This window comes from Polaromonas sp. (assembly GCF_012927455.1).
In the GTDB taxonomy this organism is placed as follows: domain Bacteria; phylum Pseudomonadota; class Gammaproteobacteria; order Burkholderiales; family Burkholderiaceae_C; genus Polaromonas.
The window spans coordinates 143,543-169,047 of the sequence record NZ_JABBPE010000008.1 but is presented as its reverse complement, the minus strand read 5'-3'; the positions used below and the strand labels follow the sequence as shown (position 1 = coordinate 169,047).

17 protein-coding genes are annotated in these 25,505 nt (G+C 61.3%); 6 read left to right on the top strand and 11 right to left on the bottom strand.

Going from position 1 to position 25,505, the window contains the following annotated elements; translation table 11 throughout:
* Positions 1 to 86: 86 nt before the first annotated feature.
* The 3 genes from epsE to epsG are packed head-to-tail and all read left to right on the top strand — an operon-like array spanning position 87 to position 3,262.
* Positions 87 to 956: a polysaccharide export protein EpsE gene (gene epsE / locus HHJ18_RS09305; RefSeq protein WP_296914322.1), complete on the top strand. Its 870-nt coding sequence runs from the start codon at positions 87 to 89 to the stop codon at positions 954 to 956.
* Positions 957 to 965: 9 nt separating this feature from the next.
* Positions 966 to 2,366: a chain length determinant protein EpsF gene (epsF, locus tag HHJ18_RS09300; RefSeq protein ID WP_296914320.1), complete on the top strand. Its 1,401-nt coding sequence runs from the start codon at positions 966 to 968 to the stop codon at positions 2,364 to 2,366.
* Positions 2,363 to 3,262 carry a chain length determinant protein tyrosine kinase EpsG gene (gene epsG, locus HHJ18_RS09295; RefSeq protein WP_296914317.1) on the top strand — a complete coding sequence of 300 codons (900 nt, stop codon included), beginning with the start codon at positions 2,363 to 2,365 and terminating at the stop codon, positions 3,260 to 3,262. Before epsF ends, epsG begins: the two co-directional genes overlap by 4 nt.
* 161 nt (positions 3,263 to 3,423) lie before the next feature.
* On the opposite strand, the gene HHJ18_RS09290 is transcribed toward epsG, so the two are convergent.
* The 6 genes from HHJ18_RS09290 to cphA (HHJ18_RS09265) all read right to left on the bottom strand — a co-directional run bounded on the left by HHJ18_RS09290 (position 3,424) and on the right by cphA (HHJ18_RS09265) (position 14,594).
* Entirely contained in the window at positions 3,424 to 4,629 is a 1,206-nt protein-coding gene (locus tag HHJ18_RS09290) for a WecB/TagA/CpsF family glycosyltransferase (protein WP_296914314.1), read from the bottom strand.
* A gap of 176 nt (positions 4,630 to 4,805) precedes the next feature.
* A complete protein-coding gene (locus HHJ18_RS09285; protein WP_296914311.1) occupies positions 4,806 to 6,263 on the bottom strand; it encodes a mannose-1-phosphate guanylyltransferase/mannose-6-phosphate isomerase in 1,458 nt (485 codons plus the stop codon).
* A 1,170-nt stretch (positions 6,264 to 7,433) separates the two neighbouring features.
* Positions 7,434 to 8,633: a cation:proton antiporter gene (locus HHJ18_RS09280; RefSeq protein WP_296914308.1), complete on the bottom strand. Its 1,200-nt coding sequence runs from the start codon at positions 8,631 to 8,633 to the stop codon at positions 7,434 to 7,436.
* Between the two features lie 256 nt (positions 8,634 to 8,889).
* Positions 8,890 to 9,396, bottom strand: coding sequence for a hypothetical protein (locus HHJ18_RS09275; RefSeq protein WP_296914306.1), 507 nt, complete (start codon positions 9,394 to 9,396; stop codon positions 8,890 to 8,892).
* A 339-nt stretch (positions 9,397 to 9,735) separates the two neighbouring features.
* Complete coding sequence (gene cphA / locus HHJ18_RS09270) at positions 9,736 to 12,351, bottom strand: cyanophycin synthetase (protein ID WP_296914304.1); 2,616 nt, start codon at positions 12,349 to 12,351, stop codon at positions 9,736 to 9,738.
* A complete protein-coding gene (gene cphA / locus HHJ18_RS09265) occupies positions 12,351 to 14,594 on the bottom strand; it encodes a cyanophycin synthetase (RefSeq protein WP_296914302.1) in 2,244 nt (747 codons plus the stop codon). The genes cphA (HHJ18_RS09270) and cphA (HHJ18_RS09265) overlap by 1 nt, the downstream gene beginning before the upstream one ends.
* A 335-nt stretch (positions 14,595 to 14,929) precedes the next feature.
* Between cphA (HHJ18_RS09265) and HHJ18_RS09260 the strand changes: the two genes are divergently transcribed.
* Together HHJ18_RS09260 and HHJ18_RS09255 are read left to right on the top strand one after the other, a co-directional pair.
* A complete protein-coding gene (locus HHJ18_RS09260; RefSeq protein WP_296914300.1) occupies positions 14,930 to 17,314 on the top strand; it encodes an ABC transporter ATP-binding protein in 2,385 nt (794 codons plus the stop codon).
* A 2-nt stretch (positions 17,315 to 17,316) separates the two neighbouring features.
* On the top strand, positions 17,317 to 17,823 hold the full coding sequence (locus HHJ18_RS09255) for a DUF1854 domain-containing protein (protein ID WP_296915168.1): 507 nt from the start codon (positions 17,317 to 17,319) through the stop codon (positions 17,821 to 17,823).
* A 22-nt stretch (positions 17,824 to 17,845) separates the two neighbouring features.
* Here HHJ18_RS09255 and glxR read toward each other — a convergent pair whose 3' ends face one another.
* Genes glxR through gcl form a run of 3 tightly spaced genes read right to left on the bottom strand, consistent with a single transcriptional unit; the run spans position 17,846 to position 21,384 of the window.
* Positions 17,846 to 18,751 (bottom strand): 2-hydroxy-3-oxopropionate reductase, encoded by a 906-nt coding sequence (gene glxR, locus HHJ18_RS09250; protein WP_296914297.1) that lies wholly within the window; start codon positions 18,749 to 18,751, stop codon positions 17,846 to 17,848.
* A gap of 25 nt (positions 18,752 to 18,776) precedes the next feature.
* The gene (hyi, locus tag HHJ18_RS09245; protein ID WP_296914295.1) at positions 18,777 to 19,556 is read right to left on the bottom strand and encodes a hydroxypyruvate isomerase; all 780 of its coding nucleotides are present in this window, start codon (positions 19,554 to 19,556) and stop codon (positions 18,777 to 18,779) included.
* A 31-nt stretch (positions 19,557 to 19,587) separates the two neighbouring features.
* On the bottom strand, positions 19,588 to 21,384 hold the full coding sequence (gcl, locus tag HHJ18_RS09240; RefSeq protein ID WP_296914292.1) for a glyoxylate carboligase: 1,797 nt from the start codon (positions 21,382 to 21,384) through the stop codon (positions 19,588 to 19,590).
* A gap of 111 nt (positions 21,385 to 21,495) precedes the next feature.
* Between gcl and HHJ18_RS09235 the strand changes: the two genes are divergently transcribed.
* Positions 21,496 to 22,410, top strand: coding sequence for a LysR family transcriptional regulator (locus tag HHJ18_RS09235; protein WP_296914290.1), 915 nt, complete (start codon positions 21,496 to 21,498; stop codon positions 22,408 to 22,410).
* A gap of 88 nt (positions 22,411 to 22,498) precedes the next feature.
* Here HHJ18_RS09235 and HHJ18_RS09230 read toward each other — a convergent pair whose 3' ends face one another.
* Both HHJ18_RS09230 and uraD read right to left on the bottom strand, forming a co-directional pair.
* Positions 22,499 to 23,731 carry an ArgE/DapE family deacylase gene (locus tag HHJ18_RS09230; protein ID WP_296914287.1) on the bottom strand — a complete coding sequence of 411 codons (1,233 nt, stop codon included), beginning with the start codon at positions 23,729 to 23,731 and terminating at the stop codon, positions 22,499 to 22,501.
* Positions 23,728 to 25,503, bottom strand: a complete 1,776-nt coding sequence (gene uraD / locus HHJ18_RS09225) for a 2-oxo-4-hydroxy-4-carboxy-5-ureidoimidazoline decarboxylase (RefSeq protein ID WP_296914285.1) — start codon at positions 25,501 to 25,503, stop codon at positions 23,728 to 23,730. Before uraD ends, HHJ18_RS09230 begins: the two co-directional genes overlap by 4 nt.
* Between the last annotated feature and the right edge of the window lie 2 nt (positions 25,504 to 25,505).

Here is a 25,505-nt window from a genome sequence, read left to right as displayed (position 1 = left end):
TGTTAATTGAGACTTGCTGCAAGGAATTTTACTGGCTCCCTCTCAGGGGATTTGACGACGATTGACCACGCTTAAAAGGTTCAAATATGAACATCCTTAGTCGCTACTCCTTCATGACATCATTTTTTCTGTTGAGCGGCGCAGCCTTCGCGCAGGCAGGCGCCTCTTCCCAAGCGTTGGTAGCGCCCGCACCCGTAGTATCGGTAGCGCCTTCGGCGCCGATAGCCGCGGCGGATTACCGACTCGGCGCCGGCGATGCGATCGGGGTGCAGGTTTATCAGAGCCCTGATCTTTCGGTGGATGCACGAGTGTCCGAAAGTGGAGTGATCAGTTACCCCTTGGTGGGCAGTGTTCAGATTGGCGGTTTGACGATCTCTGAGGCAGAGAAAAAAATTGCCGATGCGTTGCGCGCCGGGCGATTCGTCAAAGTTCCGCAAGTGAACATTGTGCTGCGACAGGTGCGAGGTAGTCAGGTGGCGGTACTGGGCCAAGTGAGCCGACCGGGTCGATTTCCCCTGGAAACGTTCAACACGCGGGTCAGCGACATGCTTGCGGCCGCAGGGGGTACTACCGCTACCGGCGATGACGTGCTGATCGTCACGGGGCAGAGGGATGGCAAGCCGTTTCGTCAAGTGATAGACATTCCAGGGCTGTTCTTGAACGAAAAGTCAGCGGACGACATCATCTTGGCCGGCGGAGACACTCTTTACGTCAACAAGGCGCCGATGTTTTATATCTACGGCGAAGCACAGCGCCCCGGTCCCTACCGTATTGAGCGCGGCATGACGGTGATGCAGGCGCTGGCTCAGGGCGGCGGCCCGACCGTGCGCGGAAGCGAGAACCGCCTGCGACTGCACCGCCGCGATGCGGCCGGCAAGGTCGTGGAATATGTGCCCAAGCTTTCCGACCTTATTCGCTCTGAAGACGTTCTTTATGTTCGTGAAAGTCTTTTTTAAACTGCCATCATGACACTCCATCAATTCCTTTTGATCTTGCAGGCGCGCTATCGTGTGGCTGTGACGGTTCTGCTTGCCGCGCTATTGGCGGCCCTTGCGGTAAGTTTGCTGCTGCCCAAGGTATACACGGCGAACACTGCGGTTTTGGTTGACGTTCGCTCGCCTGACCCGGTCGCTGGAGCTCTGATGCCAGGGCTTGTCGCACCCAGTTACATGGCAACGCAAATGGACATCATCAGTGGTAACCGGGTTGCTGAACGCGTCGTAAAGACTCTCAGGCTTGACGAAGATCCGCGCACCAAGGCCGATTGGCTTGAAAGCACGAATGGCCGCGGAACCATTGAGAGTTGGCTCGCCGCGTCGCTTCAAAAACAACTGGACGTCCGCCCGGCAAGAGAAAGCAATGTTATCAACATTACGTACAAGGGTAGCGATCCGGACTCTTCAGCGGCGATAGCCAATGCTTTCGCACAGGCTTATCTGGATATTAATCTGGCGTTGAAAACCGAGCCAGCCCGGCTCTACGCGGAATGGTTCGACGAGCAGACCAAGGCCTTACGCGTCAAGCTTGAAACGGCCCAGTCCCGGCTGTCGGATTACCTGCAAAAAGCCGGCATTGTCAGCAACGATGCCGGGGTGGACTATGAGGTCGCGAAACTCTCGCAAATATCGACGCAGCTCACCACAGTGCAAGGCGAAACAACGGATAGCTTCAGCAAGCGCAATGCCCGCGGCGACACCGTTGCTGAAGTAATGCAAAGCCCTCTAATCAACAGCCTGAAAACCGATGTCGCGCGGCTGGAATCCAAGGTACAGGAACTTAGTGTAAATCTTGGCGTGAACCATCCCGTGCGGCAACGCGCAGAGTCTGAATTGGCGTCTATAAGAAGCCGGTTGGCTAGTGAGACCGGGCGTATTTCGGCCTCTATAGACACGACCTACCGCGTCGGCAAAGACCGCGAACGCGAATTGCAAGGCGCGGTTGCCGCACAGAGAACGCGCGTGCTGATGCTTAACAAGCAGCGCGATGAACTCAATGTTTACCGGCGGGATGTGGAAGCCGCGCAGCGGGCTTACGAAGCGGTGAGCCTGAGCGCATCACAAACTCGTTTGCAGAGTCTTAGCAATCAAACGAATGCGGTAAGCCTCAATACGGCCACAGCGCCACTTGATCCTTCGAGTCCGAAGTTGCTCTTGAATCTGCTGATTGCTGCGTTCGCAGGGACGCTGCTTGGGGTCGCCTTGGCTGTATTGCTGGAGTTCGCAAACCGGCGCGTGAGGTCTACTGAAGATTTGGTGCACATGCTGGACTTGCCCGTACTGGCCAGCATCACATCAAGTGGTGGGGGGCATACCAGGCTCTCCGGTTCGCGCCAACTGGCGCTGGGCAACGGGAGGCTAGCATCATGACTACCAATAACTCATCAATCATCAGGTCGGTTCCACTGACAGTTCCCAGCAAGCCGGCGACCGGAACCGGCCGCGCCATGGGGACGATACTGGTAGATGCGGGACGCCTGTCCTTGCCCGATGCTGATCGTATTTTGCAGTTTCAGCGGACCCGTGGTGCACGTTTTGGCGATTCCGGAGTGGCTCTTGGATTGCTGACCGACGATGATGTGCGCTTTGCGCTGTCTGTCCAGTTCGACTACCCTTATCTTGGGCGCGAGAGCAACTTGAGTCGCGAATTGGTAGCGGCTTACCAGCCGGCTAGCCGACCTGTAGAGCAGTTGCGCGGCTTGCGCAGCCAGTTGATGTTGCGCTGGTTTGACACAGAGGCAGAGCGAAAGGGGCTGGCCATTGTCAGTGCGGGTCAAAAGGAGGGCCGCAGCTATATTGCCGCTAATCTGGCTATCGTTTTCTCACAACTTGGCAGGCGTACTTTACTGGTCGACGCGGACATGCGCTTGCCGCGACAGCATCAGCTTTTTAATTTAGGCAAAAGGGCAGGCCTGTCAGACATGCTGGCCGGCCGCGCCGGACCAGAAGCTGTCGTGGGCATTTCGGCATTGCAGGATCTGTCAGTGCTGCCCGCAGGGGCCATTCCGCCCAATCCGCAGGAGTTGCTCGGTAGACAGGAATTCTCAAAGTTGCTGCAATCGCTTGGCGAGGACTTCGATGTCATCATCATCGATACGCCGCCAGCCAGTGAATGCTCTGATGCCCACACGGTGGCTGTGCGAGCAGGCGCTGCATTGATGGTGGCTCGGCAAAACAGGAGCTCCGTACCGCAAATGGCCCACTTGACCCAAGGTCTGCGTGAGTTTGGGGTGACCCTGGTCGGATCCGTTCTCAATGATGGCTAGTTCGCTATCTTGGTCACCACGCGAATGTAGTAACACGATATCTGAATGTTTTTGGCGTTCATGATTAGAAGTCCCTGCGCGCGAGGATCCTGTTTCTGAATTTTCCCGCAGGGTGAGCACTCATTGGAAGTGAAATAGAGTCTGGAGGCAATGGTTTCGCATCAGAAAATCCTATTGCCATCTTGGCCTACTGCAACAGCAGGGGCCTTGTCTTCCAGCAAATAATCCACCCCATAGTAGCTAAATAGCCGCCGTACCTTCAGAGGAACCGGGTCAATCCATAGCTCTTTGCCTTGGCTGCGACGCTGTTGTAAGAGCATGAAAATGTCGCCTAAAACCTTGGCGTCGATATCTTGTAGCTTTGAGAAATCCAGATGGATGGGCAGCGTCTCATCAACAACCAATGCCAATCGAGCTTTCAGAAAAGCTGATTTTTGACAGAGCCATGCACCGTGAAGATGGATCGAAACCCTTTGCTTCTCACGAGTAACGAGGATTCCTGCTTTATCCTGGCTTCGTTTATTGAATTGACCCACAACTATGTGCCACTTGCATGGCACAGCTTGCGTCATGATCAATCGGCAAAGCCCCAGGCCATCTTTGGCATAGCGGCGCCACAAATTGGGTTCTTCCTTGATGCGCCAGAGCCATTCAAGCCCCGCACGCTGCCAGCCAAATGGCGCACGGCGCAACCCGCCTGCAGCAAAGTTGACAACCGCACCCAGGTGGCTGATGACAGGTACATTCAGGCGCTCGCGATTGCGCTGAATCCAGGCTTGGCCCTTTTCTGCTCCCAGCGCAACCACCAGGAAGTCGGCTTGCGCAGCGTTGATCACGTCGATCAATTCGGGTGTGCTCATGCTCTCCACCGTACCAAACCCGGGCGATGCGTATCCAACGCACACCATGCCCACCGTATCGGCGTTCATCTTGTCCGCCGCATCTCCGGCGGCCCCGGGCGGACCCCCAAAAAAATACACCCTCAACTTCTGTTGCCCAACCGACGGAGGTGTGCATTGCAGCGTTTCAAACACGCTGGAGCCCGCCACGCGCTCGGGCACCGGCAGACCCAGCCAGCGACCTAGCCAAACCAAGGGCATGCCGTCCACCACCACCCAGTCGCTGTCGATCACCGAATTGCGAAAGGCCGCACTGCGCAGGCAAGTCACCACGAAATTTACATTTGGCGTGGTTAGAAAAAGTCGCTGCTGGTTCGCAACAGCATCGGTTACCTTGCGACACGTCTCGTCGACCGTCACCAAGTCAAACGGCAGCCCGAGAAAAGTGTGCAGCTTTTCGCGTAGCCAAGGCGATGAAGCGCCCAAGTCAATTGGCGTATCAGCGCACGCGCGTTGATTCAAGTTCATGGCAATTTTTTTGAGTAAAACCCAATGGGCGCTGTCCCCTGCGGATTTGACACGGGAGCGGATCAACCATCTTTGAATAAGTTGAAAATAAACAAGTGGTGGAACAAGCAAACAACCCGGACGCGCCCTTTGTGGGTATCAGACATGCGCAAAAGCGCTGACGACGCCACCGTTGTCTAGCGTCCATACACATCTTCAAAACGCACAATATCATCTTCATCCAGATAGGAGCCAGACTGCACTTCGATCATTTCCAGAGGCATGCGGCCAGGGTTTTCCAGACGATGCTTGGTACCCAGTGGAATAAAAGTGGACTGGTTTTCTGTCACCAAGAAGCTGTCGTCACCGCGGGTGACGCGGGCCGTACCCCTCACCACAATCCAGTGTTCAGCGCGGTGGTGGTGCATTTGCAGCGACAAAATCCCTTGCGGTTTGACCACAATTCGCTTGACCTGAAAGCGCATTCCCGCGTCCACCTCGTCGTACCAGCCCCAGGGACGAAACACCTTGCGGTGAATCCTGCACTCTGACCTGCCCTGCGCCTTGAGGATATCCACAACTTTCTTGACGTCTTGCGTTTTATCTTTGTGCGTCACCAAAATGGCGTCAGCCGTTTCCACCACGATCAGATCGCTCACGCCGACGCAGGCAATCAGGCGGCTTTCGGACACAGCGAGCGTGTTGGCGCAATCTTGCAACAGCACATCTCCCTGCGCGGCATTTCCGTCGGCGTCCTTGGGCAGCACCTGCCACAGCGCATCCCACGAGCCGACATCTGACCAGCCTGCGCTGAGCGGGATCACCACGCCGACAGGCAGCGAAGCTTTTACGTCAGGGTTCTCTTTGCCTGCGGCCAGGTTTTCCATAACGGCATAGTCGATGGAGTCACTGGGGCACAGAGCAAACGCATCCTTGTTCACGCGCACAAATTCGCCATCAACTTTGCGTTGCTCCCAAGCGGTATGGCAGGCCAGCAGTATGTCGGCTCGGCATGCGTCAATGGCTGACAGCCAGGTCGATGCCCGCATCATGAAAATGCCGCTGTTCCACATATAGGAGCCAGCATCCAGGTAAAACTGGGCGGTAGCCAAATCGGGCTTCTCCACAAAACGGGCGATGCGCTGAGCTCCATGATGAGGCTTGCCTGCCTGAATGTAGCCATAACTGGTCTCTGGCGCATCTGGGGTGATACCAAAGGTGACTATCAGACCTTTTTCTGCCAGTTCCGCTCCTTGGCGAACGGCAATGAGAAAGGCTGCTGTGTCCAGCATGATATGGTCCGCCGGCATCACCAGGAGTACTGCATCTGCTTCGTCTTGGTTAGCTGCTAGCGCGGCCAGCGTCAAGGCCGGTGCCGTATTTCGCCCTGTTGGTTCCAGCAAGATCGTAGCGGGGCGGCCCATCACTCGCATCTGCTCGGCAATTACAAACCGGTATTCCTCGTTAGACACCACGATGGGGTCATTCAACGCCATGTTCTGGCCAGCCTGCAGGCCATCCAAGCGGCGAACCGTCGCCTGCAAGAGTGAGTCGTCGCTGATCAGTGCTAACAGCTGTTTGGGATGTTTTTCCCGAGAGAGCGGCCACAGCCGGGTACCGGAGCCGCCGCAAAGAATTACGGGTTGAATGTTCATAAAGTTTTAAATCCAATTGGGCGGCACGAGGATTCAGGAGCGACAACCAGTTCTGCAATCAGGAGGCATCCCAAGTTTTGATCATTAAAGTTTCAAGTATTTACAAGATATAAGCAACCACCTTGAATGAACGCGCCTTAGTCCAAAAGAACTATGGATTTTTCGCGCCGAGGTGTTTGGTAATTCCCGTTCACGACGCGTAGCACTGGGCCGCCTGATTGGCTTGAGCGTCATGGCTATCCGCATCGTGCGGTTCGCAGCCGTTGTTTCGCCAACGCGACGCGCCCATTCGGAACATTCCCGTTCGCAAGCAGGGCGACAGAAGCGGACTACCCGAGGGCAGCCCGTTGGCGCGCATCAAGCTGCGTACCCTGTGGCGCCCCATCGTCACGCCCCCCGCGTGCGCAGCGCACAGCCTGCGACTGCCCTAGGTGCGACCGCTGGCCGCAAAAGCAGCCCTCAAATGAACGCTGGCGGCGCACACCCTCGGGGCAGTCCGGTGCCGCTTTGCTGCTGCGTAATAGCTTGAGCGGCTGACCGCAAGGATGCGCCACGCCTGGCTAACGGTTATTGCGGCACGGCCTTCTTTTGCAAGTTTTCAAACGAGCTTGTAGCTCATCGGAGTTCTCGGGCGAAGAAGGCCGATGCTTTTTCTTAATATCTCAACATCGCCTCGCAGTTGCAGGTTTTCAGTTGCCCGTTCTCAGTTTCCAGCTGCCTGATGCGCTGGTGCTCTGCCGTGAGCGGTTTGCCGATGCCGCTTTGGCCCTGCTGCTCTGCATCAAACGTTCTTCGGGATTTTTTGCTTGTTCACTTCTACCGCCATTTAGGTTTGAAAAAACCTATCGTTGTGTCTTTCTAAATTAAATCACCACAAGTCAGGGGTGACTGATCCTTGCCGGTAGTTCGCCGTGGGGTGCAATGGGTACCTCCAGAAATCTGGTCAGGATCATCCATGACGCCAACGACAGCGGTGATCGCGATTGACCAAGTCAGGGCACAAGGGAACTTCTGGGGTTGCCTGGGTTGGCGACCAACCATGGCGGGCAAATTTAGACATCAAATAGGCCTCTAGCCCAATTAGGACGGGCGCTAGCAGCTATCATTTACATAGCAAATGTCCGGCAGCTTGCACGCCTGAGGGCGCGCTGGCCATGCTGCTGGCCGCGGTCAGGTCGCGCGGAAAACCATCTCTTTCATGCGCTGCAGCCGGGGCGCCACCACTGGCACCGTCAGCATGGTGCTGGCAATCGCCATCAACAGCAGGGCGGTGAAAGTTTCGGGGGAGATGATGCCCTTGTCGAGCAGGATGTTGGCGAAGATGATCATGATCAGCGCCTTGGTCTGTAGCAGCCAGCCAATGATCGAGCTTTCGCCGGGCGCCCAGTTCAAGACCTTGCCGGCAAGGTGTGTGCCGATCAGCTTGCCGGACACCGATGCCACCAGCAACACAGCCGCGGCGACAAAAACCGCCGCGCCACCCAGCGTCCAGTTGGTACGCAAGCCGGTGCTGAGAAAAAACACCGGCATCATGACCAGCAGCACATGGTGGCGCAGCAGGTCCATGTGCGCCTGGTTGAACCATTCGCCGTCCATGATGGCGCCAGCCAGAAAGGCGCCGACCATGAAGTGCAGACCGGCCCAATCGGCGCCCAGGCTGCAGACGATCAGCCAGACCAGGCCAGCGTACCAGCGGTCGCGCTCGGGCAGCCAGCGCATCAGCTTTCTGAAGGCATAGCCCAGCGTCGCGAAGACCGCCAGAAACGCCGCCTGCTTGCCGACGCGCTGCCAGTCCATCAGGATCAGCGCCAGCACGCCCCAGATCGCGATGTCGTCCAGACTGGCGTAACGCAAGATGCGCTGGCCGATCGGCTGACGCAAGATGGCGAGCTTTTCCATCAGCAGGATCAAAATCGGCAGCGCGGTGACGGCGCAGGCCATGCCAACGCCCAACACAAACTGCCAGCGGGTGCCGTGCGGCCCGAGCCAGCCTGCGTACATCAGCATGCCGGCGGCGGCCACACAGCCGAAAAGCAGCGGCGTGCCCAGCGCCAGGCCAGCGGTGATACTGCTCTCGCGGCGGTGCGCCCAGGCCTTTTTCAGATCGAGCTCGATGCCGGCGATCCAGACAAAAACCATCACCGCCCACCAGGCGATGCCGTTGAGTGATTGCACCACCGGTGCATTGAAGACAAACGCGTAGTAGTCGGGAAAGATATTGCCCAAAATGCCGGGGCCGAGCAGGATGCCCGTCATGATCTGCACCACCACCAGAGGCGCGTAGTAGTCAGTGTTGCCGACGCGCCAGATCAGGTAGGGGACGGTAAAAATGATCGCCATGGCGATCAGAAAAATTTCGGTCGTGGTCATTGGGCGGAGGGGCTGCGCGGTTCGGGCTTTGGTGAAAAGCGCGCGTTCGGCTTTCACTCCGGGGAGCCGTCGATGGTAAGGCATACGCTGCATGTACCGCGCCAAGCCAATCAGACCAAAAACCAGACCTGGTTGTTGCGGCCCGCGCGGCGGTGCTCAATGGCTGAGCCCCAAAAAAAGTGGGCCGCAAGCGGCCCACTCTGCTTCTGCTTCCTCCGTTAAATTCATCAAACTCCGGAAGAAGCCAGTTGCACTGTTATTGCGGTGCTGGAATCACCACAATGCTGTTGGTTGGACTTTTTGGCTGAATCGTCAGCGTACTGCCGGCGTCGGCAGGCACCACCACCGATTCGATTTGGCGCACCACGCCGCCGCTGGCAACACTGCCGTCGTTGCTGCCCAGTCCCTGAATACGCGCCTGGCAGGCAATGCGGTCTTCACCCTTAAGCACGTCGCAGCGCTTCAAGGCATTGGCGGCAAACTGGCCGCCGCTGTTGTCTACCTGACCGGCGCGCTTGGCAGCATTGGCGTTTTTCACCTCAGTCAGGCAGGTCGTTTTATCTTGCTGGGTTTTGCCGCTGTTGCAGGCGGCCAACTCGCTCTGGGCATTGCCCGTGGCATCAATGCCGGTGGTGCCGGAAGCGATCTGCGCAGTGGCAGCCGTCATGGACAGCAGGGCAGCCAGTCCGGCATAAGCGGCGATTTTGCCGATTTGATTGAAGCGAACCGAGTCGAAACACCTTAATGAAATCATGGGGTTCATCCTTACTCTTCTGTTTATGAGCAATAAGTGTGCGGCAGCAAACCCGTTTGGAGTGCAAGACAATGGGGCAGTTACCCTGTGCTACTCGCCTGTTTGGTTGTAGGACAAATCTTTCAGGCAGATCTCGCGACCGCCTGCTTGGGTTGCTGCACAGCCTGTGTTACGGCAGTTCATGGGTCGGTACGAACGCTGATGTGCGTTTTATTTGCTATGAAAAAAATAGCTGTCAGCGCCCGATTTATATGGGCTACAGCCACGTTTTCCTGGAATTTTGGTCCTGGCAGGCTTTTCGGTGCGGGCCGAAAGGCTGTCCCGCAAATCTGACCGAAGTCGATCAGCTCAGGGCACGCTCGCTGGCTCCTTGGCTTCCTTCACACGCGTGGCCAGGTGGGCCAGTGCTTCCTGCACCTGGTCGACCAGGATCAGGCACAAGTCACCGGGCTGCAGGCGGGCCAGCGCCGTGTCAATGGCCAGGAACTCGCCGCGAATTTCATCGATGCGTCGGGTGCGGCTGGGCTGGTCGGGGCCTTCCAGACCGGCGCGCAGTAGCGCCAACACTTCGCCGTCGGCGCGGCCGCGCTGGGCCGCATCCTGGTAAAGAATGACATCGTCAAAGGCGGCGCCGAGAATCACTGTCTGGTCGCGGATGTCGCTGTCGCGCCGGTCGCCGGCACCGCTGATCACCACGCTGCGGCGCTGTCCGGTCGTCGCCGGCATGGCGTCCACGGCCGCTACCAGGGCGCGCATGGCGTCGGGGTTGTGGCCGTAGTCGGCAATCACCGTGGCGCCACGGTAGTCCATCACATTGAAGCGGCCCGGGGCGTTGTGTGCGTCGTTGACAAAGCTCGCCAGCCCGCTTTTGATGGCGTCCCAGCCGATATCCACGGCCCACGCCGCTGCCACGGCAGCCATGACGTTTTCAACCTGAAAGCCGATGCTGCCGTCGCGCGTGACCGGAATGGTGTGTAGCGCAATGCGCTCAACCCAGGCGCCTTCAGCGGCAACCAGCAGGGGCCCGGCCACATAGACAACGCGCTTGCCCTGCGCCCGGTGCGTCGCCATCAGCGGGTGATGCCGGTCGGCGGCGAAAAAAATCACCTTGCCGGGGCAACTCGGGGCCATGTCCGTGACCATGGGGTCGGCCGCGTTGAGTACCGCATAACCGTTGGGCGCGACGTTTTGCACGACCACGCGCTTGAGCACCGCAAGGTCTTCCACGCTGGTAATGAAGTTCAGCCCCAGATGGTCGCCGCTGCCGATGTTGGTGACCACTGCCACCTGGCAACGGTCAAAGCCCAAGCCTTCGCGCAGCACGCCGCCGCGCGCAATTTCAAACACCGCGGCATCCACATCGGGGTGCATCAGCACATTGCGCGCGCTTTTGGGCCCGCTGCAATCGCCGCTGTCGGTCTGCCGGCCATTGATGTAGACGCCGTCGGTGTTGGTCATGCCGGTGCGCAGCCCGTGCGCCGCCAGCAGGTGGGCAATCAGCCGCGTCGTGGTGGTCTTGCCGTTGGTGCCGGTCACGGCAATCACCGGCACGCGGCCGTCATGGCCGGGCGGGAACAGCTCATTGATCATGGCGACGCCGACGGCGCGGCCCTTGCCATAGGACGGCGACAGGTGCATGCGCAAGCCGGGCGCGGCATTGACCTCGACCACGCCACCGCTTTGCGTTTCCAGCGGCCGGTGAATGCTTTCGCACACCATATCGACGCCGCAGATGTGCAGGCCGACCATCTGCGCCGCCGCCACGGCACGCGCGGCTACAGCGGGGTGCACGTCGTCGGTGACGTCGGTGGCGGTGCCGCCGGTGCTCAGGTTGGCGTTGTTGCGCAGAACAACGCGGCGCCCCTTGGCCGGAATCGCGTCGGGCATGAGCGACTGCGCGGCCAGCTGCGCCACGGCGATGTCGTCAAAGCGGATTTTGGTCAGGGAGGTGGCATGGCCTTCGCCGCGCCGTGGGTCCAGGTTGACGATGTCCACCAGTTCGCGCACGCTGTGCTTGCCGTCACCCACCACCTGCGGCGGCTCGCGTCGCGACGCCGCCACCAGCTTGTCGCCCACCACCAGCAGGCGGAAGTCGCTGCCCGGCAAAAACTTTTCGACCATCACCGCGCCATGCTCGGCTGCCGCCTGGTAGGCGATGGTCATGTGCTCGTGGCTGGCGACATTGACGGTCACGCCCTTGCCCTGATTGCCATCTTGCGGCTTGACCGCGACCGGCATGCCGATCTGCTGGGCAGCGGCCCAGGCGTCGTCGATGTCTGTGACCGGCCGGCCCAAAGGCACCGGTACGCCTGCAGCGCGCAGCAGTTTTTTGGTGAGGTCCTTGTCCTGCGCGATGGCTTCGGCGACGGCGCTGGTGGCGTCAAGTTCTGCGGCCTGAATGCGTCGCTGGTGCGCGCCCCAGCCAAACTGCACCATGCTGCCCTTGGTCAGACGGCGGTACGGAATGCCGCGCGCCACTGCCGCATCAACAATCGCCCCGGTGCTGGGCCCGAGCCGTTCGTCTTCATCGAGCGCGCGCAGTTGGGCAATCGCTTGCTCCAGATCAAACGCGCCGTCGCTAATGTCATTGAGGGCGGCCTGCACCAGCGCCTGCGCCAGCTCGAGCGCCAGGCGGCCCACCGCCTCTTCGCTGTACTCGACCACGACCTGATAAATGCCCGCCTCGAACGTGACCTCGGTGTGACTGAAGGTGACGGGGCAGCCTGCAGCGGCCTGCAATTCAAGCGCCGCCGCTTCCAGCACATGGGCCAGCGACACCGGGCCGGCGTGGCCGGTCTGGCGCAGCGCGCCCATGGCGGGGAAGAGCGCGCGCACACGTGGCTCGAAACCGGGCAGGGCGTCGACAGAACGCTCGGCGGCGCTGCAGGCCACGACGGCTTCGAGCGCGGTGTGGCGGCTCCACAGGTTGGGGCCACGCAAGGCCCTGATACGCGACACGTCCATCAGGCTGCCCTCCCGGCAGGTTTTTCATTGAGTTCGAAGGCTTCCATGCCGGCACTGATCAGCTTGAGCGGAATGCCGAGGGCCCAGGCGGTGCCTATGGCTGCCAACAGCGTATTTTCGGAAATCTTGTGGTGCGCGTGTCGTTCGCGCCAGCTGCTCAGCTTGCCCAGCCCGGACAACACGGTTTGTGTGGCGCCGTTGGCCAATACCACTTGGTCCCGGCGCACGAAGAGGGCGCGGCCGTTGTCGGCGCGGTGCGCTGCAATCGCCGGCGCATCGGGATCGCTGCTGTAGAAAATCACTTCGCCATCGCACAGCGCTTTCATCTCCACCAGCAGCGCATGGTCGGCATTGAGCACGGCGGCGCCGCCGGGCAGCACCACGTCCACCGGCGAGCGCATCACCTTGTACATCTGCTCGTCCTCAAGGATGTCGAATTCGGCCAGGGCTTCGGCGCCGTACAGATCGGTCACGACGGCGACCTGGCAACGGTCGTAAGGCAGACCGCTGCGCAAAATAGTGTCAGCGCCGTTTTCAAACACGGCGGCCTGCACCGCCCGGTTCATGAGCAGGCGCTGGCCGGCTTCCCAATTCGTGCAGTCGGCGTGGTCGACGCAGCGCTGGTCCAGAAACAGGCCGTCGCGACAGGCCAGGCCGGTGTAACGGCCCGACAGGTGCAGCAGCCAGGCTACCAGCCGCGCCACGCACTGGGTGCCCTCGGACCCGGCGATGCCGACGACGGGAATGCGGCCGGTACGGCCGTCGTCCGGGCTATCGGCACTGTCGGCGCTGACGGGGAACAGGTGTTCGCAGATCGCGCGGCCGACCGGGCGCGGTGCGCCTTCGGCCGGCTTGAGGTGCATCAGCAGTCCGGGGCCGGCGTTGACCTCGACAATCGCGCCGCCCTGCCCATGCAGCGGTTGCGCGATGTCTTGCGCCACCACATCAATGCCGGCCACGTCCAGGCCGACCACGCGCGCTGCCAGCGCCACGATATGCGCCACCTCGGGATGAACTTCGTCGGTGCAGTCGATGGCGACATTGCCGTTGCGCTGGATCAGCACGTCGCGGCCAGCGGCCGGTATCGCCTCGGGACTCAGGCCCTGGCGCTGCAGATCCAGCACGATGGCGCCGTCCGTCTCGGTATTGATCCGGCTCAGCGGAAAGTCTTCGCCGACGCCGCGCCTGGGGTTGGTGTTGAGCTGCGCGTCAACCAGCTGCAGCACGCTCGAGCTGCCGTCGCCGGTGATCCAGGCGGCTTCGCCGCGCGCCGCAGCCACCACGCGGCCACCCACCACCAGCAGTCGGTGTTCATTGCCACGCACAAAGCGTTCGACCATGACTTCGCTGCCATGGCGCTGCGCCACCTCAAAGGCGGCCTCCACTTCAGCTTGCGTTTTCAGGTCCAGCGACACGCCGCGGCCATGGTTGCCGTCAGATGGCTTGACGACCACCGGCAAGCCGATGTCTTGTGCGGCGACCCAGGCCTGCGCCGCGCTGCTGACTATTTCGCCTTCGGGTACCGGCACGCCGCAGGTGGCCAGCAGGTTTTTGGTCAGATCCTTGTCGTGGGCAATGCCCTCTGCAATCGCGCTGGTGAATTCGGTCTCGGCGGTCCAGATGCGGCGCTGGCTGGCGCCATAGCCCAGCTGCACCAGGTTGCCGTCATTCAGGCGGATGTGTGGAATGCCCCTGGCGGTGGCAGCCACCACGATGGCGGCGGTGCTGGGTCCGAGGTAGCAGTCATCGACCTGGTTGCGAATTCTGTCGGCGGCAGCCTGCACGTCCGCTGGGCTGTAGGGCTTGTCGGGCAGGTCGTGGAGGACCGCCATCAGCAGCTGGTGGCCCTCGGCCAGCGCCGTGCGCGCCACCTGCTCGTCTCTGGCGCGAAACACCATGCGGTAAATGCCGCGTTGCGAGGTGCTGCGGGTCTGGCCAAAGCCGGTCGGCATGCCAGACAGATTGAGCAGCTCGATCACCACATGCTCGAGTACGTGACCCAGCCAGGTGCCTTCCTGCAGCCGCTGCAAAAAGCCGCCGCGCTCGCCGATGCCGCAGTGGTGCTCGCGCAAGGCCGGTAGCAAGGCGACCAGCCGGTCATTGAAGCCCGGCAACTGGTCGGTGGGAAAGTCCTCCAGCGCCCCCAGGTCCAGCCATACCTCAAGGACCGGTCGGTACGTCCAGATGTTGGGGCCGCGCAAGTAATTGATACGCAGCAGCGTGATGTCGTCCTGTTTGCTCATGTTCTGCAGAGTTTTCGAGGTCAACCGGCGGTGCCGGTGCTAGCTTTTAAGTCCGGACTGTTGATGCGCCGGTAGGGGTATGAGGGGTGGGCTCTGACTGTCTCGCTGTGCGGGATTACCGCAGTTGGGAGGGGGCAGCGGGTCAAGCGCAATTGTTGCAGCTTAAACCGCTTCGCCAGGCGCGGCGGAGTGCACAAAAGCCGCCAGCTGCCAGCTTCGGCGAAAATGCACGATCCGGCCCGAATTGTGCGCCGTTTCAACTTCTGCCGGCGCTGGACCTGCAGCCGCCCGAAAAGGCCATGCCAGGTACTGGACGCCAGGAATTTATAAACACAATGCAACATAACCACCCAGTGGACGACGCCGTTCCTAATGACCCTGCGCTGGCAGGGCTACGTTCACAACTTGCAACTCAGGAAAACGTTCTGTGCACCCTGGTGGTTGACCTGGACCAGCAACTTCGCTTTGCCGAAGGTCTGCTGGCCCTGACAGATCGCCGCCTGCTGGCGCGCGGGCCGCAAGGCGAATGGAGCAGCTGGCCCTTGCTGGGCGCGGCCGACGGCCCGGCAGCCGGGCTGGCGCTGCGCCATTTTGACCATGCCGGCGTGGGCACGCTGGAACTGTGTGACGCGCACCAGCGGCTTGCCAGCTGGCGCTTCACCCTTGCGGTCAACGTGCAAGCGCGGCGCCTGGTGCGGCTGTTTGTTCAGCAGCAAGCACTGGCCCGCGCCGACGCCCCGGCCGCTGCAAGCCCGGCAGATCCGCAGCAGTCGCCGGCCGAAGAAGTCGCCTTGTGCCCGGAATGCGATTTGCCGCTGCCCCCCGACACTGAGGAATGCCCGGCCTGCGCCCGTGAGCAGCACACGCCGCCCTCCACCTGGGTGCTGCTGCGGCTGTGGCGTTTTGCCCAGCCTTACCGCTACCAGCTGCTGGCCGGGTTTTTGCTGACGCTGGCATCGACTGCGGCCACGCTGGTGCCGCCTTACCTGACCATCCCGCTGATGGACGACATCCTGATTCCGTTCCAGAACGGCCAGCAAATCGAGCCCGGCAAGGTGGGCTTGATTCTGGGCGGCCTGCTCGGTGCGGCGGTGCTCGGCTGGGCCCTCAATTGGGCGCGCACTTATATGCTGGCGCTGGTGTCCGAGCGCATAGGCGCCGACCTGCGCACGGCCACGTTTGACCATCTGCTGGAGCTGTCGCTCGATTACTTTGGTGGCAAGCGGACTGGCGATTTGATGTCGCGCATCGGCTCTGAGACTGACCGCATCTGCGTCTTCCTGTCGCTGCACGCGCTGGACTTTGCCACCGACGTGCTGATGATTGGCATGACCGCCGTCATCTTGTTTTCTGTCAACCCGTGGCTGGCCGTGGTGACGTTTTTGCCCTTGCCGTTTATTGCCTGGATGATTCATGTGGTGCGCGACAAGCTGCGCACCGGTTTTGAGAAAATTGACCGTGTCTGGTCCGATGTGACCAATGTGCTGGCCGACACGATTCCCGGCATCCGCGTGGTCAAGGCCTTTGCCCAGGAAAAGCGCGAAGCCCAGCGCTTTCGCGAGGTCAACCAGCTCAATCTGGCGGCCAACGACAAGCTCAACAAGACCTGGTCGCTGTTCACGCCCACGGTATCACTGCTAACGGAAATCGGCCTGCTGGTGGTGTGGGCCTTTGGCATCTGGCTGGTGTCGCGCCAGCAGATCACCGTCGGCGTGCTGACCGCCTTTATCGCCTATATCGGCCGCTTTTATGGCCGGCTCGATTCCATGAGCCGGATTGTCTCGGTGACGCAAAAGGCGGCGGCCGGCGCCAAGCGCATCTTTGACATTCTTGACCATGTCTCCAACGTGCCCGAGGCGGTCCAGCCGGTGAAGATAGGCGCGCTGCAGGGGCGCATCGAGATGAAAGGTTTGGGCTTTCGCTATGGCAACCGCTCCGTCATTCGCGGCCTTGATCTGCAGATACGGCCCGGCGAGATGATTGGCCTGGTCGGCCACAGCGGCTCGGGCAAAAGCACACTGGTCAACCTGCTGTGCCGTTTTTATGACGTGACCGACGGCACCATCAGCGTGGACGGCACCGACATCCGGCGTTTTGCAGTGGCCGACTACCGCCGCAACATCGGGCTGGTGCTGCAAGAGCCTTTTCTGTTTTTTGGCACCATCGCGGAAAACATCGCCTACGGCAAGCCCGGCGCCACGCGCGCCGACATTGTGGCGGCGGCGCGCGCCGCCCATGCGCATGAATTCATCCTGCGCCTGGCCCAGGGTTACGACTCACTGGTGGGCGAGCGCGGCCAGGGTCTGTCGGGTGGTGAACGCCAGCGCATTTCGATTGCGCGCGCCTTGCTGATTGACCCGCGCATCCTGATCCTGGACGAAGCCACCTCGTCGGTGGACACCGAGACCGAAAAGGAAATCCAGCGCGCGCTCGACAACCTGGTTCAGGGCCGCACCACGATTGCCATCGCCCACCGCCTGTCCACTCTGCACAAGGCCGACCGGCTGGTGGTGATGGACCGTGGCCAGGTGGTGGAGGTCGGGCCGCACGATGAACTGATGGCGCGCCAGGGGCATTACTGGCGGCTCTACGAAGCGCAGGCGCGGCAGGTCGACAGCGAAGGCGATAACCTTGAAACCGAGGCCAGCCGCATCGCGCAGGCCACGTCGCGGCTGGCCCATATCGCCCAGCATGCGGCCCAACAGGCAGGCAACCCATGAACATGATCCATTCTGCTGCGACCCTTCCCGCACTACCCTCGCTTCCCCCGGTCTTTCAGCTGCAGCGCCAGGCCTCTGGCCGGCTGCTGTTCACAGGCGCTGATGGCGAAGCGCACGCCGGTGTGGTGCCGGTGCGGGCCTTTCCCCTGGCCGCGCCGGACGAAGGCATTTCACTGGTCAGCACCGAAGGCCACGAGCTGGCCTGGATAGAGCAGCTGCAGGCTTTGCCAGACGCACTGCGCGCGCTGCTGCAGGAAGAACTGGCACTGCGCGACTTTGTGCCCGAGATCACGCGGCTGAAAAGCGTTTCAACCTTTGCCACCCCCAGCATCTGGGCGGTGGAAACCGACCGGGGCGACACGACTTTCGTGCTCAAGGGTGAAGAAGACATACGTCGGCTCGGGCGTAACGCCCTGCTGATTGCCGGCGGGCAAGGCGTGCAGTACAGCGTGCCCGACATCAGTGCGCTGGACCGCGCTTCACGCCGCCTGCTTGAGCGCTTTCTTTGAGCGATGCGGTCAGCGACTCGGCTCAAGCCGTCCGCTGGCCAATCTCGAAGTTCGCCATATTTTCGAGCGCCCGCACCATCGCAGAGTGGTCCCAGGCCTTGCCGCCATGCGCCGCGCAGGAGTTGAACAATTCTTGCGCCATCGCGGTGTTGGGCAGCGAAACGCCGAGCGCGCGGGCACTGGACAGCGCCAGGTTCAAATCTTTCTGATGCAGCTCGATGCGAAAGCCCGGGTCAAAAGTGCGCTTGACCATGCGCTCGCCATGCACCTCAAGAATTTTTGACGCGGCAAATCCGCCCATCAGCGCCTGGCGCACGCGCGCCGGGTCTGCGCCGGCGCGCGCGGCAAACAGCAGCGCCTCGGCCACCGCTTCGATGTTCAGCGCGACGATGATCTGGTTGGCGACCTTGGCGGTCTGGCCGTCGCCATTGCCACCAACCAGCGTGATGTTCTTGCCCATCAGTTCGAACACCGGCTTGACGCGCTCGAACACCGCTTCCGGGCCGCCGACCATGATCGACAGCGTGGCGTTTTTTGCGCCGACTTCGCCGCCCGAGACCGGCGCGTCGAGGTAGTCGCAGCCCAGCGCATTGATTTTTTGCACAAAGGTTTTGGTGGCAATCGGCGAGATCGAGCTCATGTCGACCACCGTCTTGCCCTTGCTCAGACCGGCGGCAATGCCATGCTCGGCGAATAGCGCGGCCTCGACATCGGGCGTGTCGGGCACCATCAGGATGATGAGGTCAGCGCGTTCTGCCACCTGCTGGCCGCTGGCGCAGGGTGTCGCGTTGCTGGTCGCAATGGTCTCGGGCGTTTTGCCGCGTGTGTAGACAAAAAGCTGGTGGCCGGCCTTGATCAGTTGGCCGGCCATGGGCGCGCCCATGATGCCGAGGCCGATGAAGCCGATGTTCAGGGCTTGGGAAGTCATGTGGTGGTTTCCTTGTTTGAGTCGATTACCTGGCCAGGCGCTGGCGCCAGTCGAGGCCGGCCTCGGTGGTCGTGGCAGGCTTGTATTCGCAGCCGATCCAGCCGTCGTAGCCGATGCGGTCGAGGTGGGCGAACAAAAAGGCATAGTTGATTTCGCCGCTGCCCGGCTCGTTGCGCCCCGGGTTGTCGGCCAACTGGACATGGGCGATGCGCGGCAGGTACTTCTGCACGGTTGCGGCCAGCTCGCCTTCCATGCGCTGCGCGTGGTAAATGTCGTACTGCACGAAGGCGTTGTCGGCGCCGACCTCGTCCAGAATCGACACCGCCTGGGCGGTGCGATTGAGGTAAAAGCCCGGAATGTCGAAGGTATTGATCGGCTCGATCAGCAAGCGCAGACTGGATTTCTTTAGCGCGGCAGCGGCAAAGCGCAGGTTTTCGACAAAGGTCTGGCGCAGCACCTCGTCGGCCACGTCCGGCGGCGCCTTGCCCGCCAGGCAGTTGAGTTGCCCGACGCCCAGCGCCTTGGCATAAACGATCGCCTGCGCCACGCCTTCGCGGAACTCAGACACGCGGTCCGGATGGCAGGCAATGCCGCGTTCGCCGACGTCCCAGTCGCCGGCGGGCAGGTTGTGCAGTACTAGCGTCAAGCCATTGGCGTCGAGCCGCTGCCTGATGTCTTCGGCGGGATAAGCGTAGGGAAATAAAAACTCCACGGCCTCAAAGCCGGCCTGCGCGGCACGCTCGAAGCGGTCGAGAAAAGGATGCTCGGTAAAGAGCATCGAGAGATTCGCGGCGAATCGCGGCATAGTGATCTCCTTTGTTGTGAGGGGTGCAGATTTACTCCAGCAAGCCGGCCAGTTCCAGCCCTTTCAAGCCCTTGGGATGGCGGCAGTCGATGTCTTCGAACTCGTTGATGTTGTCAATCTCGGTGCCCATGGCGATGTTGGTGACCTTCTCCAGAATTACTTCGACGACCACCGGAACGCGGTACTTGAGCGCCATGGCCCGCGCTTCGACCAGCGCCGACCGGATTTTTTCAGGATCGGTCACGCGCAGCGACTTGCAGCCCAGGCCCTGCACCACCGCCTGGTGATCGACGCCGTAGCTGCGCAGGTCGCCTTCGCTCTCGGGAATATTCTGGTTTTCAAAAGCCAGCTGGACGCAAAAATCCATCTCGAAGCCGCGCTGGCTTTGCCGGATCAGTCCCAGGTAGCTGTTGTTCACCAGTACATGCACATAGGGCAGGCGGAACTGCGCGCCGACCGCCAGCTCTTCAATAAGAAACTGAAAGTCATAGTCGCCTGACAGGCCAACGACGGTGCGCGTTGGGTCCGAAACAACGACGCCGAGCGCGGCCGGAATAGTCCAGCCCAGCGGTCCGGCCTGGCCGCAGTTGATCCACTGGCGCGGCCCGTAAACATGCAGAAACTGCGCGCCGGCGATCTGGCTCAGGCCGATGGCCGATACGTAGATGGTGTCGCGCGGAAACACCTGGTTCATCTCTTCATAGACACGCAGGGGCTTGATCGGTTTTTCGGTGAAATGCGTCTTGCGGTGCATCAGCTTCTTGCGCTCTGTGCAGCGGCTGACCCAGCCGCTGAAATCCCTGAGCGTCCCCGCCGCCTTGCGTTCGCGCGCTGCCTGAACAAACAACTCAAGCGCGGCCCTGGCGTCGCTGACGATGCCCAAGTCGGGCATGAACACGCGGCCGATCTGCGTCGGCTCGATATCGACATGTACAAAAGTGCGGCCCTTGCAGTAGACCTCGGGCGAGCCGGTGTGGCGATTCGCCCAGCGGTTGCCGATGCCCAGCACAAAGTCGCTGGCTAGCATGGTCGCGTTGCCGTAGCGGTGGCTGGTTTGCAGACCGACCATGCCGGCCATCAAGGCGTGGTCGTCGGGAATCGCGCCCCAGCCCATCAGTGTGGGAATTACCGGAACGCCGATCAGCTCGGCAAACTCGACCAGCAGTTCTGAGGCATCGGCGTTGATGATGCCGCCGCCGGCGACGATCAGCGGCTTGCTTGAAGCCATCAGCATGTCGAGCGCCTTTTCGATCTGCTTGCGCGACGCGGCGGGCTTGTACACCGGCAGCGGCTCGTAAGTGTCGATGTCAAACTCGATCTCGGCCATCTGCACGTCAAACGGCAGGTCAATCAGCACCGGGCCGGGACGGCCCGAGCGCATCAAATGAAAGGCCTGCTGGAAGGCGCGCGGCACCAGGCCGGGTTCGCGCACCGTGACCGACCATTTGGTGACAGGTTTGGAGATGCTTTCAATGTCAACAGCCTGGAAGTCTTCCTTGTACATCCTGGCGCGCGGCGCCTGGCCAGTAATGCACAAAATGGGAATCGAGTCGGCAATGGCTGAATAAAGCCCGGTGATCATGTCGGTTCCGGCCGGGCCCGAGGTGCCGATGCAGACACCGATGTTGCCGGCCTTGGCGCGGGTGTAGCCCTCGGCCATGTGCGAGGCGCCTTCCACATGCCGCGCCAGAATGTGCGCAATCGACTGGCGCTCGCGCAGCGCTGCATACAGCGGGTTGATGGCAGCACCTGGCACGCCAAAAGCCTGCGTCACACCTTCTTTTTCCATCACCAGTACGGCGGCCATGGCGGCCTTCATTTTTGCCATTGCTTTTCTCCTTTGGTTGGCTGAACTTTAGGGATTTGCGGGCCTTGGCGGAAGACGGCGGCCGGCCATAAAAGCTATTCCAAAAACGAATAAATCGCTACCATGCAAGGCATGGACCGATTGCTTGCAATGCAGATGTTTGTGCGGGTGGTGGAGACCGGAAGCTTCTCCAAGGCGGCACGGGAATTTGCCACCACCCAGCCGACCGTGACCAAACAGGTGGCGGCGATTGAGGCGCGCCTGCAGGTGCGCCTGCTCAACCGCAACACACGCGGCGTGAGCCTGACCGAATCGGGCGCGTTCTACTACGAGAAGTGCAAATCCATCGCCCGCGAGGTGGAGGAGGCCGACAACGTGGTGCAACTGCGCCAAAGCCAGGCCCACGGGCTGCTGCGTATCGGTACCTCAGTGGCCTTCGGCCGTCGCGTCGTCGTGCCGCTGGCCCTGGATTTCATGGCCAGGCATCCGCAAGTGCAACTGGACCTGAGCTTTGACGACCGCTACACCGATCTGGTGGCGCAAGGCATTGATGTTGCCTTGCGCATGGGCAAGCTGGCTGACTCGTCGCTGGGCGCGCGTTTTCTGGGAATGAACCCCTGGACGCTGGTGGCGTCGCCCAAGTACCTGAAGAAGCAGGGAACGCCCAGGCGCCCGGCCGATCTGAGCGGCCACACTGCGCTGATTTACAGCATCGTGCAGGGCGATGAGGTCTGGCGCTTTGTCCAGCCCAAGGGGAACAGCCTCAGCGTGCCGGTGTCGGGCCGGCTGCGTTCCAACAACCTGTCGGCGGTGCTGGCGGCGGCGCGCGGCGGGCTGGGCATTGCCGCGCTACCGCGCTACGTGGCGCAGGCGTCGCTGGTCTCGGGTCATGTCGTCGAAGTGCTGCAAGACCATGCGCTGCCCGAGCAGGAAATTCACGCGGTGTTTCCTTCGCCCAAGCTGGTCGCCGCCAAGGTGCAGGCCTTTGTGGCTTTCATGCAGGGACAGTTTGGCCCGCAGTGGTGGGAGACCTTGCCCAAGGCTTGAACGAAAAAGGCCCTGGCAGCCGAGAATATAAATAAAAAGGCCTCTAGCCCAATGAATACGGGCGCAAGCAGCTATTAAAATAATAGCACTATTGCAGCAGATCAAGCAGCGTTCGGGCAATCACCTGGGTGGCGCGGCGCAAGTCTTCGAGTTCCAGCCGTTCGTCCGCCTGCTTGGCGTGTGACTCCAACACGCTGCGCGGCCCGGCACCGTAGAGCACGCCGGGAATCCCGGCCTCGGCGTACAGGCGCACATCGGCGTATAGCGGTGTGCCCATGGCAGGAATCTTTTGGCCGAACAGCGCTTCGCCGTGCTTTTGAATTGCGTCCACCAGGGGCTGGTTGCCGGCCAGTGGTTTCATGGGCCTGGCCAGCAGCAAGCGCTTGGTGTTCACCGAGATGCCCGCATACTCTGCAGCCGAGTCGGCGATCAACTGGCGCAGGGCGGCTTCGACTTGCGCCGGCTGTTCTTCCGGAATCATGCGGCGATCGAGTTTGAACATGACCTTGCCCGGCACCACGTTGGTGTTGGTGCCGCCTTCAATGCGGCCGACGTTGAGGTACGGATGTTGAATGCCCGCGACGCTGGACCTCACTTGCCGGTACAGCGCGTTCTGCGCATACAGCGCATTAAGGATGTGCAGCGCGCCCTGCAGCGCATCGATGCCGCTCTCGGGAATCGCCGCGTGCGCCATTTTGCCGTGCACCGTCACCTCCAGCTGCAGGCAGCCGTTATGCGCGGTCACGACTTCGTAGGAGAAGCCCGCGGCAATCATCAGGTCAGGTTTTGTCAGGCCGTTTTTTAGCAGCCAGCCGGGCCCCAGTTCGCCGCCAAATTCTTCGTCGTAGGTGAAGTGCAGCTCGACGCTTCCCCGGAGTTGGACGCCCAGTGATTCGAGGGCGCGCACGGCAAAGGTGAAGCTGGCGAAGTCGCCTTTGCTGACAGCGCTGGCGCGGCCATAGATCTTACCGTCCTCGATCTCGCCGCCATAAGGATCATGGGTCCAGCCCTCGCCGGGCGGCACCACATCGCCGTGGGCATTCAACGCAATGGTTTTACCCTGACCATACTGACGGCGCACGATCAGGTTGGTGATTGACTGCAAGCCATAGGCCTGCACCTCGGCTGCCGGCACCGGGTACTTTTCGGCCTCAAAGCCAAAAGCCTTAAGCAGCTCGGCGGTGCGCTCGGCGTGCGGGGCGTTGTTGCCCGGCGGTGTGTCGGTCGGCACGCGCAGGAGTTCTTGCAGGAAGCACACTTCCTCGTCGAAGTGCGCGTTGATCCAGTTGTCAAGTTGTTTGTAGTTGGTTGCGGCGCTCATGGGGTTTCCAAAGCCAGGTTGCCCAGCAAGCGCGCGAAAGCGTCAATGGCGAGCTGGATGTCGTCGCTGGTGGTTGACTCCAGCGGGTTGTGGCTGATGCCGGAATTCTGCCCGCGCACAAACAGCATGGCCTGCGGCATCACCTTGTGCAGCTTCATGGCGTCGTGGCCGGCACCGCTGGGCATCAGGTGGGCGGGAAGCCCCAGCGACTCGACGGCGCGCTCCCAGCGCTGTTGCCATTGCGGCGCGCTGGGCGCGGCGGCGGCGCGCTCGGTCAGCTCCAGCGTGTAGTGCACGCCCCGGCGCTGGCAAATTGCCTGGAGTTGCGCCAGCACATCGCGGGCCAGGGCGTCGCGCTGCGCATCCAGCGGCGCGCGCAGGTCTAGCGAAAAAAGGCAGCGCCCCGGCACCACGTTGATTGAGCCGTTTGGCACTTGCAGCAGGCCGACCGTACCGACCGAACCGATGTCTTGCGCGGCGCGTTGTTCAACATACAGCGCAAGCTCGGCGGCTGCAGTGGCGGCGTCGCGGCGGCGCGCCATCGGCGTGGTGCCGGCGTGGCTGGCAACACCGCTGATCTCGCACAGGTAGCGCTCGCTGCCGTTGATCGAGGTGACGATGCCCAGGGGAATAGCCAGCTCGTTGAGCACCGGCCCCTGTTCGATGTGAACCTCGACAAAGCCGAGGTAGTCCGCCGGATTGCGCTTGAGCCCGGCGATGTCGTCAATGCACAGGCCTGCGTGCTGCATGGCCTCGCGCATCGTGATGCCGTCGGTGTCTTGCTGCTCCAGCCACGCGGGCTTGAAGTCGCCAGTCAGCGCACCCGAGCCAAGAAAAGTGGCTTTGTAGCGCTGGCCTTCTTCTTCCGCAAAGCCGACGACTTCCACATTGAAAGGCAGGCGCTTGCGCTGGCGCTGCAATTCGCGCACGCAGGCCATCGGCACGAAGATGCCAAGCCGGCCATCGTATTTGCCGGCGTTGCGCACGGTGTCGTAGTGGCTGCCGGTAAGCAAGGTTTTGGCATTGGGCATGTCCGCTTTGTAGACACCAACCACATTGCCCACGGCATCGATGCGCACCTCGTCAAAGCCGCCATCGCGCATCGCCGCAGAAATGAATTGCGCGCAGGCGCGGTGCGCGTCGGTCAGGTAGGTCACCGTGAGCAGGCCCTGTTCGGCATAGCCCGGGTCGCTGTACTGGGCCAGCTGCTCGTGCCAATCCCAGACTTCGTGGCCCAAAGTGGGCTCTATTGCAAACTTGTCATTGAGCCGCAGTTCGACCACGCGGTGAATGTTGCGCAGGCATTCCTGAATCTCAAAATCCGGCTGGTTCTGCAGGCGCCGCGCAAAGGTGGCGATGATCTGCGGCCGCGTCAAGCCCGTACCGCGCGGGCCACGCACCGCCAGGATGAAAGGAAAGCCGAATTTGGCGCTGTAGTCACGGTTGAGTTGCTGCAGCGTGTTGAACTCCTCTAGCGTGCAGTTGCTCAAGCCCGCTTGATTTTGCTCATGCGTCGATTCCGTCGTGAGCTGCTGGCCCACCATGGCCTTGCCGGCCAGCTCCGGGTGCGCCTGAATCAGCCGCAGTTGCGCCGCCTGGCCGGCTTGCTGCAGCACGCGCGTCATCTCGTATTTCAAATGCGCCAGCGAGCGGAAAGGGCGCGCATCCAGCGCCTTGCCGGCAACCCAGGGCGAGTGTTCATACAGACCATCGAGCAACTGAAGCGCTTCGGCGCGCGGCGCCGCATTGACTTGTTCAAGCGTGATGGCCATGC